Below are 16,406 nucleotides of genomic sequence, written 5' to 3' on the forward strand. Positions count from 1 at the left end.
TAACTCGAATGTCTATTTCTTTTTCTATATGATGAGCTTGCTCATTTTGGTGCAAGTGGTCCATAATTCCTATGTTGAAATGGAAAGAAAAGCGAATTATTTTGCAGCTGCTCTAATTTTGCCGTGGAAGCTCTTCCTATACTCATATAAAGCTAGAGGGGTTTATTAATTGAAAGAAATTTTGGATGGTTTCTATAAATGCGATGATTGTAAGAAGTTATCATATATGTTTAATAAGTTACAATTCAATACCAATGCCAGCAAAAGCAAATGTACCAAAGGAAATAAAAACACTCAGTTGCCATTAAGTTGGACCGCCAAACTCTAATGGAGAAAAGATTTGAATGTACCAAAATAAGATTAACCTAGATTTAGAAATTTTGCATCAACTCCTTCAAGGAAATTCAAAAAATTTGCGGTTAAAATAAACCAGATTTTACAAGCTCAAGCATCTGAAAGGATCGGATTTGAAATTGGCTAGTATTTTTAGACCCATTCATTTTTACACAATTATACAGACTTAACTCTATTAAATAGATGTATGACTGGAATGATATATATTGTAAAATTTATGATAAAATAGCACTATATACATGTTCTTATGGGTGAGGTGTGTATATGTCGCACAATTTTCGCTTTTTAGAAGAAAAATGGGAAGTTCTCGCCCGTGTTGGGGAAACGGCAGAACGAAATGTCTATCAAAATCCAAATGTGGCGATAAGTGAGCTTAGAAAATTTGCTGAAACTATAACAAAATATATTTTAGCGTTAGAAGAAATAAAGGAAGAACGCAGAACTGATCAACAGGAGCGTCTGAGAATTCTTTTTTATGAGCAAATTCTGCCGAAGGAAATATATGACTTATTTACGGTCATTCGTTTGAAAGGGAATCAAGCGGTACATAATCCGAGCTATGGTGAAGTAAATGAGGCAAAAGCTTTATTGCATATGGCGTTTCGAATTGCGGTTTGGTTTATGGAAGTGTATGGCGATTGGTCATTTCAAGCTCCAGAATATATCGAACCGACACCGCAAACATCTATATCAGAAGATGAATTGAACCATGTAGTTAAGTCATACGAAGAAAAGCTTGCTCATTTGGAAACAGAGCTTGAGAAGATCCGAAAGGAACAGCTATATATTAGCAATGAAGAGAAACAAAAACGACGTGAGTACTCACAACGCGCCGTTGCCAACTTTGAATTGACGGAAGCAGAAACCCGTATTCTTATTGATCAGCAATTGCGTGATGCTGGCTGGGAGGCTGATTCAGAAAAGCTGCGTTTCTCAAAAGGAGTTCGTCCGGAAAAAGGAAAAAACATGGCGATTGCGGAGTGGCCTTTAAAACATGGTTACGCTGATTATGCTTTATTTATTGGCCCCGAGCTAGTAGGGATCATTGAAGCGAAACGTGCTAGTAAAGATATCCCATCTGACATTGAGCAAGCAAAAGAATATGCAAAACTTATTGTTCGGCATGGTCATGAAGTGATCCATGAACCATGGGGAGATTACTATGTTCCATTTTTGTTCGCAACCAATGGCCGCCCCTTTTTAAAACAGCTAGAACAAAAGTCAGGCATTTGGTTTTTAGATGCGCGGAAATCAACGAATCACCCGCGACCACTTCAAGGATGGTACACTCCTCAAGGACTGAAAAATCTATTAGAAAAAGATACGGAACGTTCGGAACAATTTTTGCGTGATGAAAAATTTGATTATCTTAAATTACGAGACTATCAAGTCAAAGCTATTCAAGCGGTCGAAAAAGCATTGGAAGAGAAAAAACGCAACATTTTAATCGCCATGGCAACCGGAACAGGGAAAACAAGAATGGCGATTGGTCTCATTTATCGATTGATCAAAGCAAAGCGTTTTAATCGTATATTATTCCTTGTCGACCGAAAAGCTCTTGGAGAACAAGCGGAAAGCGCTTTTAAAGAAAGTAAGCTGGAAAATTTCCATACGTTCACTGAAATTTATAGCTTACAATCGTTATACGATCAAAAACCAGATGATGAAACAAAAGTACATATCGCTACCGTACAAGGAATGTTAAAACGCATTTTCTACAACGAGAAAACAGAAGACATTCCATCGATTGATCAATATGATTGCATTATTGTCGATGAAGCCCATCGAGGCTATACACTAGATAAAGAGATGAATGACATAGAAATTGAAATAAGAGATCACAATGATTATGTAAGCAAATATCGAAAAGTACTTGATTACTTTGATGCCGTTCGCATCGGTTTAACAGCAACTCCTGCGCTGCATACTACAGAAATTTTTGGACCGCCGGTTTTCACTTATTCTTATCGAGAAGCAGTCGTCGATGGATATTTAGTCGACCATGAACCACCATATCAATTTGAAACGGTATTAAAAAAGGAAGGAATCACTTGGGCCAAAGGTGAAAAGGTCGACGTATATGATACGGTTTCCGGCACAATTTCACAAGAATACCTTGAAGATGAAGTGAATATTGAGGTTGCACATTTTAATACAAAAGTTATCACAGAAAGCTTTAATCGTGTTATTATACGAGAGTTGACGAATTATATTTCTCCTGACGATGAAGGCAAAACATTGATATTTGCAGCGACAGATGATCACGCAGACTTAGTCGTACGTCTTTTAAAAGAAGAATTTGAAAAAGTATACGGTGAAGTCGAAGACAATGCGATTATGAAAATTACAGGCTCCATTAAAGATCCATCAGGTGCGATTCGACGCTTTAAAAATGAAAAATATCCAACTATTGTTGTGACGGTGGATTTGCTAACGACAGGTGTCGATGTTCCAGCAATTACAAATCTCGTCTTCTTGCGCCGCGTTCGCTCTCGGATTCTTTATGAGCAAATGCTAGGCCGAGCAACGAGAAGATGTGAAGAAATCCGAAAAGATCACTTTAATATTTTCGATGCGGTTGGAATCTATGAGTCTTTAAAACCATATACAAGCATGAAGCCTGTTGTCACTCGACCAAATATTTCACTGACTCAATTAGTAGAAGAATTAGAAGGTTTAGAAAAAGAAGAACACCTTCAACATCAACAAGAACAAATTATAGCCAAAATCCAACGAAAAAAACGCCAATGGTCAGATAAGCAGCACCAAGACTTTAAAGTATTATCTGGTGGAAAAACAGTTGATGAATTTATAGATTGGGTAAAAAACTTGAATCCTGCTGAATTAACTGGACAGTTAAAAGAGTATAAATCGATGTTCCGTTATATGGATGAAAATCGCTATCGGGAAAATAAACAATATATTTCTACGCATGAAGATGAACTTATTGGAGTTAAACGCGGATATGGAAATGCGGAAAAACCGGATGATTATTTACAATCATTTGGAGAGTTTATCCGAAACAATATGAACAAAATCCCTGCGCTAATGATTGTATGTCAACGTCCAACTGAATTAACGAGAGAAGAGTTAAAAAAATTATTGCTTGAATTGGACCAGAAAGGTTTTTCCGAGAAAAAATTACAAGCAGCTTGGCGCGAGGCGAAAAATGAAGACATCGCAGCGGACATCATCGCCTTCATCCGCCAGCAGGCTTTAGGCGATCCGCTTATTAGTCATGAAGAACGAATTAAACACGCCATGAAGAAAATTTACCAAATGAAAGCGTGGCCGCCTGTTCAAAAAAAATGGCTGGAACGTATTGAAAAGCAATTACTGCAAGAATCTGTTCTTCATCCGGACCCTGAAAAGGCTTTTGAATATGAACCTTTTAAGAGCCGTGGAGGCTTTAAACAATTAAATCAAATTTTCGATGGACAATTAGCACAAATTGTTCGCGAAATTAATGATAATTTGTATAACTATCACCAAAAGAAGGAGCAAGCGTAGATGAACAACAGAGAAATCGTCCAAAAACTATGGAATTTATGTAACGTTCTTCGTGATGACGGCATTACGTATCACCAATATGTGACAGAGCTAACGTATTTGCTGTTCTTAAAAATGATGAAAGAAACCGGTCAAGAATATATGATTCCTGAAAAATATCGTTGGGATTCGTTAGTAGAAAAAGACGGGATCGAACTTAAAGAGCATTATCAACAGCTGTTGCTTGATTTAGGAAAAGAGGAAAATGAATTATTAAAACAAATTTATACAGATGCGACATCTAATATTAGAGAACCAAAGAACCTAGAAAAAATTATTCAATCGACTAATAACTTAGATTGGTACAATGCGAAGCAAGAAGGATTAGGGGATTTATACGAAGGGCTGTTAGAAAAAAACGCGAGCGAAGTGAAATCGGGAGCGGGGCAATATTTTACGCCTCGCGTCCTTATTGATGTTATTGTCGAACTTGTCAATCCCGAGCCGGGAGAACGCTGCCATGACCCTGCTGCGGGAACATTCGGCTTTATGATCGCGGCAGATCGCCATGTTCGTAAACAAACCGATGATTATTTTGACTTATCTCAAGAAGAAATCGAATTTCAAAAATACAAGGCATTCTCAGGAGTAGAGCTTGTCAGAGACACGCATCGTCTAGCGGTCATGAATGCGTTGCTTCATGATATTCATGGGGAAATCTTGTTAGGCGATACCCTCTCTTCACTAGGTGAAAGTTTGAAAAATTTTGATGTGATTTTAACGAATCCGCCTTTTGGAACAAAAAAAGGAGGCGAGCGGGCAACACGAACTGACTTCACCTTTACAACATCGAACAAACAGTTGAATTTCTTGCAGCATATTTACCGCGCTCTCAAGGCAAACGGCAAAGCTCGCGCCGCGGTTGTCCTTCCAGATAACGTCTTGTTTGAAGGCGGGGTAGGAGCCGACATTCGCCGCGACTTAATGGATAAGTGTAATTTACATACAATTTTACGCTTGCCAACTGGCATTTTCTATGCCCAAGGAGTGAAAACGAACGTTTTATTCTTCAACCGCGGGACATCAGATGTCGGCAACACAAAAGAAGTATGGGTGTACGATTTACGCACGAATATGCCTTCCTTCGGCAAACGGAATCCGCTAACGAAAGAACATTTTGAAGGATTTATCAAGGCTTATACGGCAGAAGATCGCAGCCAAGTCAAAGACGAGCGCTGGAATGTGTTCACACGTGAAGAAATTGCGAAAAAAGGCGACAGCTTGGATATTGGTCTAATTGCTGATGAATCCTTGTCCGTCTACGAAAACCTGCCGGACCCAATCGAATCTGCAGAAGAAGCGGTGGAAAAATTAGAACTAGCGATTTCGTTACTAAACGAAGTCATTGCCGAGTTAAAAGCTGTCGAACAACCTAACACCTACCAAACAGATTTTAAAGAAATGCTAAAAGTCGCAGAAACATCTGAGGTGCTTGAAAAATGAGCAAAAAGAAACAAAAATCGATAGAAGAACTACTAGAAGAAGCATTAGTGCCGGAAGAAGAACAGCCTTATAAAGTGCCGGAGAATTGGGCATATTTTTACTTCACTTCAATATTAGATATTCAGGGCGGAACACAACCTCCTAAAAGTCAATTTATAAATGAACCAAAAGAAGATTATATAAGACTAGTTCAGATCAGAGATTTTGCGTCAGATGATTATTTGACATATATTCCATACACAAGTAAGTTAAGATTAATTGAAGAAGAAGACATCTTAATAGCAAGGTATGGAGCTTCAATTGGCAGGATTTTAACAGGACTAAGCGGTGCATACAATGTTGCATTAGCTAAAGTAGTTTATCCAAAAGAACATATTTATAGAAAATACTTATATTGGTTATTACAAACAGAACATTTTCAAGGACCTTTGAAAATGATCTCTCGTTCAGCCCAAGCAGGATTTAATAAAAATGATTTGTCTAACATTAAATTACCATTACCTCCTTACAATGAACAAAAACGCATTGCTGAGAAGATTGAGCGGCTTTTTGCGAAAATTGATGAAGCGAAGTGGTTAATTGAAGAAGTAAAAGGGTCGTTTGAACTTCGCTGGGAAAGCATTTTAGACAAGGCATTTCGAGGAGAGTTAACTAAAAAATGGCGGTCTAAGAGCTCAATCATTAAAAGTGCTGATGATATTTTTAAAGAAATTCAAAATGTCTATAAAAAAAAGAACAAAAGAGATGAATACGAAATTAATCCACCTTTTCCAATCCCTCAAAATTGGAGATGGGTTAGATTAGGTGATATTGTCGATATTAACCCAGCTAGGAAGAAATTAGAGGATATTGAAGATATTCAAAGTTGCTCATTTATTCCTATGCCTTCTGTAAATGATAAAACAGGTGAAATAGAAAATCCAGAGATTAGGAAGTATGCTGAAGTCAAGAAAGGTTATACATTTTTCCTTGAGAATGACATTCTTTTTGCCAAAATAACTCCATGTATGGAAAATGGAAAAACTGCCATTGCTCATAATTTAATAAATGGTTTTGGATTTGGATCAACTGAGTTTCACGTGATTAGAACAAACCCTTATATTAACACTAAGTTAATATATTACTTACTCCGATCTAAAAAATTTAGGATGGAAGCTAAAAAGGAAATGACAGGAGCAGTAGGACAACAACGTGTACCTAAATCATTTTTAGAGAATTATTTATTTCCATTGCCACCAAAAGCAGAACAAGACAAAATTGTTGAGTTATTAGATCATTTACATGTTAAAGAAGTCGAAATTAGTAAAATAGAGGCATTAGAAGGAGAAATAGATTCACTACGTCAATCTATCCTTAACAAAGCCTTCCGCGGCGAGCTTGGTACGAACGATCTAACCGACAAACATGCGATTGAGTTGTTAAAGGAAGTGTTAAAATCTAAATAAAATATTTATGTAGGAGGGGCTGTCTAATAAGTCGTTTTTTGGCTTATTGACGGCCCCCCTTTTATGTTTTAGAAACGTTGATATATCGATGTTTATGATTTTTTGTTATCAATAGGGATTTGACTTTCTGGACAGCCCCTCTTTTTTCATTGCGCAAAGTTGTGAAGCGGGATAGTACACTCATTCAACATTGTCTTCGTCATTCTGTTATTTGTACTACGCATATTAACTACAACAGACCACATACTTACTTTCTTGCTAACACATTTGCTAACGTAATTATTTTTTTAAGTTAAATTTAATGAACGGAGTTAATTTTCAACAGCTAAAAAACCTTGATAAATCAAACTTCTTTTGCATATAATTTACAGGCTTTCTTATTCAAGGAGAACGAAAATAGGGAGAACGCTGGATTTTTGAACTTCCCCTCCTCATTGTCCGATCTGCCCGACTTGCTTCGGACGGACAACTAACATGTCATCGAAACGAAAACAATGGATTCATGGCTATACTGGGTTGAGCTTTCCATAGAAAGACATCGCTGCCAAGCCTGTTTCCTTACAGTTACTGTTTCCTATCCGGGGCTTCCGTCTCACAGTATCGCAACGGAATCGTTTCAATATTGTGGGTCGCCCAGTTACGTATCGGAAAAACGATTCAAGAAGTCGCTCGCTTGTTATAACTCGCTTACACAACAGCAGAACGCTGGTTTTATCAATATACTCCGACTCTTTGACCAACATCGAATCCTACAAGTAGTATGTACGATCGTTAAATGCATAAATGTAAAACATTCGGCGAAATGAATTTTTATCTTTCCGCTAGTGATGCATATTGCATCAGAGGTGCCTATTCTTTTTTCAGTTTTCGGGTAGTGATATAATCAATTAAAAGAACAAGTTGAGGTGATGGAGATGGAATGGCAGGAAGTGCGTTCACTGTATCCGAACCAATTTGTGAAATTACAGGTATTGAAGTCTCATTTACAGGGTGATCAGGAGATTATTGAAGAGGTGGCTGTCATTGAAACGGTTTCGGATGAGGATGCAACTCGTGAGTTACTGCAATCAAAAGGGGATCAGCTTGTTTATCACACTAGTCACAAGGAGATTGTCTTAAAAGTTCGTGGAACGATTGGTCTGAGGGGAAATTTTCGTTATGCAGATTGAATATCGTGATGGGTTGTTGTTTACATCGATAGAAATTGTTTATCAAGGAAGGTCTAAGTTGATTGATAATATGGTCATTGATACTGGTGCTGTCAAAACACTGATTTCTCAAAATGTAGTAGAGGATATTAATTTACGAGTAGAGATGGGCGATCATATTGTTACTTATTACGGAATCGGAGGAAAAGAGCACGCATTTACGAAGAAATTGGACTCTATTAAATTAGGTTCTTTTCAACTGAGAAAGTATGAGATTGATTTTAGTGGGATGGACTATGAAGGGATTAACGGTTTGTTAGGATTAGATATATTGCTAGACGCTGGACTTGTTCTAGACCTAGACAAATTAGAAATGTACCGTTCCGGTCCAAAATAAAGGATAGGTGTCTGTGATTCAAAAAAGAATTCGTGCCACTGTGCATCATCCGAAATATGTCAAAGTGCGGTAGATATCAGTAAAGAGAGCCTTTGATAAAATCATCCGACTCTTTTTTTGATTTATATTCAGAAAATTCTGTTTAAAATTCCGATCTTTTTCCTCTTCATTCCGCATTTAGCAATTGGTGAAGTAAAGATTCACTGACTTCGAAATCTGAATTATATTGAAATACCTAATCACAACATCTTCTGTTAACACTAAGTCAAATATGATTATACTTGCAACCATCTTTATCCTGTTCAATTAAAAACTCGAAACGGAATGTCCGTCCCGAGTTTTTAATTGAGCTTGATTCCTAAAAGTTTAAGCTATGTCACTCTTGACATCTCTTGTTTTTTTGCTACCGAACTAAGATAAAGCAGGTCATGAGTTTGCAGCCATTGGATGTTCTGTTTTTTCATTTTATGTCATTTGGTCAATTTTTAATTTTTCAGGGCTTGTTTTACGGTTTCCTTCAGAGGGGTCAAGGATCCGATCAGTTTTTGCAGATCATCTGATGTTTTGGACGCTTCTCCTTTGGAAATCGCGTCATAGATCGCTGCCGTAATTTCAGCAAACGGCTCAGGGACACCAGCGTTTACGAGGAAATTTTTCTCTTCTTCGAATGAGACAGGCTGATGCACGACTTTTTTGCCGGAAACCTCGGAGAGAATTTGGGCAAGTTCATCAAAGGTCCACGGTTGATTGGAAACAAGGTTATACGTTTTGTTTTCATGCCCTTCCTCTGTTAGCACCGTTGCGGCAGCCAAAGCAAGTTCATTGCGTGTTACTGAATTAACGATCCCGCTTCCCGCATTCGTAACAATTGCTCCAGATTCTATGGATGCGCGCAGCCCCTCATTTACAAAAAAGTCCGTATATAAGGCATTACGCAGGAAAGTATACGGGGTATTGGTCGTACGGATGGCATATTCCGTTGCTAAATGAACGTATGCAAGGGGAATTAATGACTCCTCAGCAAAGGCATACCCTGTGTAAGCAATATGTTTGACTCCCGCATCTCTGGCAGCTTTTACGACATTTGCATGTTGAACGATACGAAGCGTATTATCAGAATCCGGACCTGAGATAAAGAGCAGCTTGGAGACACCTGCAAAAGCCTTTTGAAGAGATTCCGGTTGATTATAGTCGCCATGGCGAACTTCCACGCCTTGATCGGCAAGAGTAGAGGCTTTTTCAACATTACGCACGATGGCAATGATTTGACTGGCGGGAACTTTTTTGAGCAAATGTTGAATCACAAGCCCACCGAGTTGACCAGTAGCACCAGTAACCGCAATTGACATAAACATTTCTCCTTTTTTTCTAAAGATTTTTTGAATAAATAACATCATCTAGGTGGCGAAGCCAAAAATAAACGAAGGCGGCCGCAATTGAAGACTGGATTGAGGAATGACTGTTTATTATGTATTTCGGCCATTCTTGCCCACCATTATAATTGCATCAGAAATGTAAATCAAATCTTATGCCTGTGCTGCTAAACAAGGTGAACGCCTCCTATCATTTTTGTCGCGCCTATCATAGATAAGGCCGTGCAATCAAAATTCTTACAAGTCAACTCCTCTTTTTAGCTTTTTAATAGTTTGCCCCTGTTGTTCAACTCATGAAAAAGTTATTTTCTCTTTCCCTAAACTAGATAAACCTATGATGCTTCGTGTTTTTTTTATATATGATAGAGATTTTTTGTCCTCTTAAACAGTTTTTGTTACATTCACATAAGGACAGGGGATCTGGGGTAAGTTCTTAAATTGAGGAAAAAATACTCCAAAACAACGGTTTAATATTCTGAATTTTCTGTTAAAATGTAGGTGAGCAATTCATAAAATTTTTTGAAGGAGAGGGCTCAACATCAGATTGCCGATCCATATTGAAATCGGTGGAGGTATTGAAACGGGGAGCTTTACTGAAAATATAGCTGAAAGCGACAAATCGATGGAAGTCTTTCAAAATCGTAAGTTATAGATCTTCTAGATAAACCTGATCCGGTTTTACGAAGTTTACAGGGGAGCCGATTGCCACTTGCCCTTTTTGTGGTGAGTTACATGTCTATTTCGATAATCCTGATTCGGTTTATTTTACGAAGTTAGTTGGAGTGAGGATTTCCATTGGTTCTCAATGTCGTATGCTATAAGTCTATTTCGATGATTCTGATTTGTTTTTACGAAGTTTGCAGGGGCAAGGATTTCTATCGGTTCTCTTTGTCATGAGTTATAAGTCTATCTCGATAATCCTGATTCTGTATATTTTGTGAAGTTTGAAGGGGCTACGATTCCTACTTGGACTCTTTGTCCCTTGAGGTTGGTGATGGCAGAAATGCAGAGCATCCGTTCGTTCATTTTGTCTGATGGAAAGAAAAAGGTTTGATCATTTAATAGAGTGATTATCCTCAAATAATGACGAAAAAGCTGGCTGCATCCAATACAAATGAACGGCCTCATCCAACTGACTTATTTGCATAGTTGCGAAGTACAACCTGTCGTGCAGTATCCATGCCGCTCAGGATGCCGTCAAAAAGATTTTGATCCTATCGTGTTTCTTTTTTCACTGAAAAGAGGGGAGGAATGAAAATGCCAGGGGCCGTTTTTCGACAGGCTGTTCAGGATGCGACGGGAATTACCTGGGAAGAATGGGTTGCCACCTTGAAACAGGCTGTGGATCCTTCTTGGTCTCACGAACATATGAAGGAGCACATATGCGAACAATTTCAGGTGTCGGATGAATGGGGGAATGGCTGACCGTCAAGTATGGACAGCTGCTCGGCAGGATTCCTGTTGGTGTCACCAAAGATGCGGGCGTTCAAATCGGCGTCCGAAAAACGATAAAGGTGGAGAAGGAAAAGGTTTGGGACTATTTGACTTCGCCGCATGGCTTGCTCTTATGGATCGGGGACGTCTCCGAGTTTCGGCTGCAAAAGGGTTACGAATTTAAATCTAAGGAAGGTATCTGCGGGAAACTTACGGTAGTTTTGCCATTTCGAAAGCTCCGCATGAAATGGAAACTTCCGGAATGGGAAAAGCCTTCCCGGCTTCAATTGTATTTGCTGCCCACGGATTCGGGCAAAACGACGATCGCCATCCATCAGGAAATGCTGGATGATGTCTATGTAAGAGAATTGATGAGACGCTTCTGGGCAGACAAGCTGGAGCAAATTAAAAATTATTTGGAGGGGCGCAATGAATAGATACAGTCATATCGATTTAAGAGTAAATTCATGGGAGAAAGTGCGCACGTTTTATGAGAATCTTCTTCCTGCATTGGGTTTTACCCGCACTTTCCATTCGGAAAAATGGAAAGTGTTTGCAGCGGAGGGAGAGCTTCCGAGCGTTCCTTATTTCGCTATCACGGAAGATCCCAATCATAAGCCAAACGAGAATTTGATCGGGTTTTGGGCGCATGACCGGGAGGAGGTGGACCGGATTGCAGAGCTTGTAGTTCGATATGGGGGCACCATCGACAGCGGCCCCTGGCAGTTCCCGATCAGCCCGACTTATTATGCGGTTTATTTTCAGGATCCTTGCGGAAACAAGTATGAAATGGTCCACCGATTAAATTGATTCAGCACCCGTTGTTGCCCAGCCGAAACCTTTTCTTGCTGCTAGCTTCTTTTAGCGGATATCGGTTACGGTTTCCGATTTGTGCGGGCAATTTCCCGCTTGACGGCCGGTGCCACTTTAGTACCCAGCAGTTCGATGGCACGCAACACTTTTTTGTGCGGCAGCGTGCCGACGGTCAATTGCAGAAGGAAGCGATCGTGGCCGAAAATTTCATGCTGGAACAAGATTTTTTCGATCACTTGCTCAGGGCTGCCGACAAAATTGGCGCCCCGTAAGGAAAGAGAGAACTCGAACTGCTCCCGGGTCAATGGCGGCCAACCGCGTTCCCGTCCCAGCCGATCCATCATCGTTTTAAACGCTGGAAATGCAATGTCAGCTGCTTCCTGCGACGAATCGGCGATAAAACCATGTGAATTGATACTGAGGTGTGGCGTTTCGTGCCCCGCCTTTTGCGCTGCCTCCCGGTGTAATTGAGCAAAGGGCGCGAACCGTTCGGGCAGACCACCGATGATGCCCAGTGCCATCGGAAGACCGAGCATGCCTGCACGGACGGCCGACTCCGGGGTTCCTCCAACGGCTATCCAAACCGGAAGCGGATTTTGCAGGGGCCGCGGATAGATCCCTAGATTGTCCAGCGACGGACGATGCTTTCCCGCCCATGTGACCCGTTCGGATTCTCGCAGTTTGAGCAGCAGATCAAGCTTTTCTTCAAAAAGCTCGTCATAATCTTTCAGGTCGTAGCCAAAAAGGGGAAAGGATTCGATAAACGAACCGCGGCCGACCATGATTTCAGCGCGGCCTTGAGTGAGCAGGTCCAAGGTGGCAAATTGTTGAAACACCCTCACCGGATCGTCAGAGCTTAAGACGTTTACTGCACTGGTCAACCGAATGCGTTTGGTGCGGGTCCCGGCAGCGGCAAGCACTACCGCTGGAGCCGATACGGTGTAGTCGGGACGATGATGTTCACCAATGCCGAACACATCCAGTCCGACTTGATCGGCTAGTTCAATTTCCTCCATCAAGTTTTGCAGCCGTTCCCCCGGGCTGATCAATTGACCGGTTTCCGGATCAACCGTCCGTTCTCCAAATGTGTAAATGCCGATTTCCATCCGTTGGCCCCTCCTTTGATTACTGTTCGTTCATACCGATGTTAGATTTATCTTACCCTATTTATTCGACGCCAGGCAATAAAAAGGGCTTAAGGCAGCAATCGCCTTTCCTCAAGGGTGTTTTGCTATGGATGGGAAGTTCGTTTCGGGCGATTTTATCGTAAAAAAAATTTAGCTGACAGGGAAGACGAGATGCCCCAAGATTTTTCCCTAATTCGCTTATGGAGAGGGAATGCTGGTGTGTTTGTCGCTGCCCCAACGTTTTTGATTCATTAGCGGAACGGGAAAACCGCACGGTGCTTTTCATATCCGTTGTTCGCTTCCAGACTGGGAATAACGCCTGTCTATTATCCAAAAGCATTTTTCTCCCGGAAACGGGCATTTTTGCGGAACCCCAAAATCATGACGTATCTTTATAGAGGCTTCTTTAGAATGCTGAGAGCGGAGGGATTCTTTCTTCCATCTATTTAAAATAAATCTTGACGTTTGCCGGATATCCAACATATGCCCATACAAAAGCCGTGACGAATGCATAAAAAATATTGAGATGTAAATTGTTACAACGGGAGGTATGGAAAATGTACCCGGAACGTCAATTTTTCGGAAGGAGACCCTTTTTCTTCGGAGGGCGGAACCCCTTTTTCTTCGGTGCGCCGTTTTTTGGCGGCTTGCTCGGCGGCTTTTTAGGTAGTGCACTGGTAGGACCGCGGCCATATCCGTTTTATCCGCCGTATTACGGAGGATTTTATGGCGGTTATCCGTACTATTGGTAAACGAAAATTTTTTCGACGAGCTGTCTTAAACGGTCATTTTAGAATGACTTTAAGGCGGCTTTTTTTATCCGCAGATTGCAAGATGTAATTCGGGATCAAAGGCAGATGTCGATTCATCATATAACATCGCTTTTGGTTCCATAGCAAGCTCTTGTGCGCTGTTGTTGTCCTCCGGAAAGTTGACTTGGGTAATAGTTCATTTTTTCAGCTAAAATCAACTTTTTTAAAATAATTCTCCGCAGTTTTACGAGCGGCTTCCTAGGAATTGTTGAGGGCTTTATCTGTACCAGCCATTTCGTCACCATTGGAGCATCGAAGGAGCCATTCTTATTTCTTTTCAAAGAGCAGCTACATACTTTTCATTAAAAAAATAATGTCCAACTATTTTAACTGTTCCTGATGTAGAAAGACATCTTATTCTATTGGGATATGCCCCGTATAGATTAAAATTCATAACTGTACCAAGCTTAAGGTTAAGGCAAAAATTTATGTTCCATTTTTCTCTGCCTTTCTTTTCTTAAACAGAGTATATTTTTCTATTTTAAGTGGTACAAAAATAAGTCCATAATCAGAGGTCATTCCCCGTCTGTATGTAAATCCAGTAGCGTTGCATAAAAAAATTTAATGTTTGTCAAGCTCAATAAAAATTCCAGTTATTTCATGTAACTGAATATTCAGACATACAATCTTTCTAAGCAAGCTTAAAAGGACAATGACGTCTTAATCGGCAGTCCATTTCCACAATTTGGTAATATATTACAGAAACATTGGATCATAAACTAAATCGTCTAGGTGTTCCACCTCCCCTTCTTCAAATTGGTACACGATGGTTTCAAAATCTTTTTCCCAATGGTATTTTTTCCGACCGTTGGACGTTCGAATTGGCTTTTTAAAAAGGGAGCGAACAAAACAGTCAAAACCTTTAAAAAGCAGATTCTGTAAAGTTCGCTTGATCTCTAATAAAGGACCATCGTGATTCACTTTTAATTGGAGCATGGCCTGTAAGCAATAGGTGATTAGGGCGATCCAAATTTGATTGTAAACGGCATTTTGACTTTTTCCATAAAATCTTTTTATCTTAAGGTGCTGTTTCATCCATTTAAAGAAGGTCTCTATCTTCCAGCGATATCGGTATAAATCTGCAATCTCTTCCGCAGAAAGATCAAAGCAATTGGTTATGATGATCACGGGATTCCCTTCGCTGTCGACCGTTTCGATCAATCGGAGAGGATGAGTCATTTTGGTATGATTACGGTCATTTCCTAAAATGACAATCTGATCCCTATAAATCAAACGTTCTGGATTGGGAATCCGTTCCGATAAAACTTCAATCTCTGCGTTCTTTTTAAGCCGGGTAATGAATCGCACCCCTTCTCGGCATAAGCGGTCGAACTGTTTGTAATCGACATACCCTCGATCAAACAAGTAAATCGCATTTGGATCGATTTCAATGAGTTCGTCCATCTGTGTGCGATCGGCATGTTTCGCGGGTAAGATAATCCCTTGATCCGGAACAGTGATATCCTTCGTTACAACAACCTTTAAATGGAGTCGAACACCAGCCTTTGTCTTACGAAAAGTTGCCCATGGATATTGGCTCAAACTCATGCTCATCGTGGTAGAATCAATGACCAGAAGACGACCAATGTTTCGGATGATCGGGGCATTTTTCATTTGCCCTTGGATCTTTAAGACCAGATATTTAAATACTTTTTCAAACAGTTGAGGGGATAATTGGCCTAATTTGCGAGAAAGTTGCGAAGTACTAATTGCATCAAATTCCAGATATGTCTGCAACTCTTCCTTGTCTTTCAAATGTTTGGCCAATTTTGTTAAGCTTTCCAATTCATTTATCTGAGCGATGATACAAAGTTGTAAAAACTTATACGCTGTTAATTTTTTAATGTATTTGTCAACGTCAATCACATTAATTAGTTTTGAAAAAGTTATTGGATCGATCTCTTTAAATAGTTCATTTATTGTGGATTCTGTGGTATTCTTATCCATAATGGTTTCTCCTTATTCTTAGGATTTGGATAGGACTGCCAATCCTAATTATAAGGAGTTTTTTTATATCCAAAAAGATGAAATTTAACATAAAATTGGGCTTGACAAATTAAAATTAACTTAATGCAATGCTACTGATGTAAATCATCAATATTCTGGAAAAGCTTTACCCGATAAGCCACAAAAATAAAGCGGACGGAAGAAAAAGAACAAGTTTTCTTCGTCCGCTTTTTGTATAGTTTTTTATTAAAAGTGGTTGGCTTTGTGTCATAGCTTCTGTCATGTAGAGAATAAATTGAAAAATTTACTGCCTTCCATAGGTCTTTTATCTTCACCAATAAAGAAATCAAGAAACTGACTATTATATGTTGGCTTGTTACTAATCAATTGATCCTAAATTTCTTGTGATTAACAGGCTAATTGTCATACATTCGATTAAAACTTTTTACCTATCGATTTTAAATATAGTTCATTTTAACTATACCATTTTGACTATAAAATTTGTTATACAATTAAGTAAGAGGTATTATTTGATAAATTCCTACAAATTTCTACAAAAATATA

General features: G+C 39.6%; 12 protein-coding genes and 1 pseudogene. 9 read left to right on the forward strand and 4 right to left on the reverse strand.

From position 1 onward, the window contains the following. The first annotated feature begins 618 nt into the window (after positions 1 to 618). The 5 genes from hsdR to NSU19_RS06540 all read left to right on the forward strand — a co-directional run bounded on the left by hsdR (position 619) and on the right by NSU19_RS06540 (position 8,336). Positions 619 to 3,864, forward strand: coding sequence for a type I restriction-modification system endonuclease (gene hsdR, locus NSU19_RS06520; protein WP_339199358.1), 3,246 nt, complete (start codon positions 619 to 621; stop codon positions 3,862 to 3,864). Next, a complete protein-coding gene (locus tag NSU19_RS06525; RefSeq protein WP_339199361.1) occupies positions 3,865 to 5,346 on the forward strand; it encodes an N-6 DNA methylase in 1,482 nt (493 codons plus the stop codon). Beyond that, positions 5,343 to 6,791, forward strand: coding sequence for a restriction endonuclease subunit S (locus NSU19_RS06530; protein ID WP_339199364.1), 1,449 nt, complete (start codon positions 5,343 to 5,345; stop codon positions 6,789 to 6,791). Before NSU19_RS06525 ends, NSU19_RS06530 begins: the two co-directional genes overlap by 4 nt. A gap of 914 nt (positions 6,792 to 7,705) precedes the next feature. Then, positions 7,706 to 7,960, forward strand: coding sequence for a hypothetical protein (locus tag NSU19_RS06535; protein ID WP_327848799.1), 255 nt, complete (start codon positions 7,706 to 7,708; stop codon positions 7,958 to 7,960). After that, the gene (locus NSU19_RS06540; protein ID WP_339199367.1) at positions 7,950 to 8,336 is read left to right on the forward strand and encodes a retropepsin-like aspartic protease; all 387 of its coding nucleotides are present in this window, start codon (positions 7,950 to 7,952) and stop codon (positions 8,334 to 8,336) included. Before NSU19_RS06535 ends, NSU19_RS06540 begins: the two co-directional genes overlap by 11 nt. 485 nt (positions 8,337 to 8,821) lie before the next feature. Here NSU19_RS06540 and NSU19_RS06545 read toward each other — a convergent pair whose 3' ends face one another. Next, the gene (locus NSU19_RS06545; protein ID WP_066249957.1) at positions 8,822 to 9,685 is read right to left on the reverse strand and encodes an SDR family oxidoreductase; all 864 of its coding nucleotides are present in this window, start codon (positions 9,683 to 9,685) and stop codon (positions 8,822 to 8,824) included. 1,281 nt (positions 9,686 to 10,966) lie between these two features. Here NSU19_RS06545 and NSU19_RS06550 point away from each other — a divergent pair. From NSU19_RS06550 to NSU19_RS06560, 3 genes are read left to right on the forward strand one after another with little or no spacing between them, the layout of a single operon-like run. After that, entirely contained in the window at positions 10,967 to 11,134 is a 168-nt protein-coding gene (locus NSU19_RS06550) for a hypothetical protein (RefSeq protein WP_235600397.1), read from the forward strand. Further along, positions 11,119 to 11,580, forward strand: a complete 462-nt coding sequence (locus NSU19_RS06555) for an SRPBCC domain-containing protein (protein ID WP_066249963.1) — start codon at positions 11,119 to 11,121, stop codon at positions 11,578 to 11,580. The genes NSU19_RS06550 and NSU19_RS06555 overlap by 16 nt, the downstream gene beginning before the upstream one ends. Next, the gene (locus NSU19_RS06560) at positions 11,573 to 11,953 is read left to right on the forward strand and encodes a VOC family protein (protein ID WP_066249966.1); all 381 of its coding nucleotides are present in this window, start codon (positions 11,573 to 11,575) and stop codon (positions 11,951 to 11,953) included. The genes NSU19_RS06555 and NSU19_RS06560 overlap by 8 nt, the downstream gene beginning before the upstream one ends. Before the next feature lie 65 nt (positions 11,954 to 12,018). Here NSU19_RS06560 and NSU19_RS06565 read toward each other — a convergent pair whose 3' ends face one another. After that, entirely contained in the window at positions 12,019 to 13,062 is a 1,044-nt protein-coding gene (locus NSU19_RS06565; protein WP_063386411.1) for an LLM class flavin-dependent oxidoreductase, read from the reverse strand. A gap of 578 nt (positions 13,063 to 13,640) precedes the next feature. Between NSU19_RS06565 and NSU19_RS06570 the strand changes: the two genes are divergently transcribed. Beyond that, a complete protein-coding gene (locus tag NSU19_RS06570; protein ID WP_063386410.1) occupies positions 13,641 to 13,835 on the forward strand; it encodes a hypothetical protein in 195 nt (64 codons plus the stop codon). 85 nt (positions 13,836 to 13,920) lie between these two features. Here the strand turns inward: NSU19_RS06570 and NSU19_RS06575 are convergent. Next, positions 13,921 to 14,065: pseudogene (locus tag NSU19_RS06575) on the reverse strand (ectoine/hydroxyectoine ABC transporter ATP-binding protein EhuA); the annotation flags it as partial. A 526-nt stretch (positions 14,066 to 14,591) separates the two neighbouring features. Next, positions 14,592 to 15,842, reverse strand: a complete 1,251-nt coding sequence (locus NSU19_RS06580; protein ID WP_339197272.1) for an IS4 family transposase — start codon at positions 15,840 to 15,842, stop codon at positions 14,592 to 14,594. Between the last annotated feature and the right edge of the window lie 564 nt (positions 15,843 to 16,406).

This window comes from Aeribacillus sp. FSL k6-2211, assembly GCF_037966125.1.
Taxonomy (GTDB): Bacteria; Bacillota; Bacilli; order Bacillales; family Aeribacillaceae; genus Aeribacillus; species Aeribacillus composti.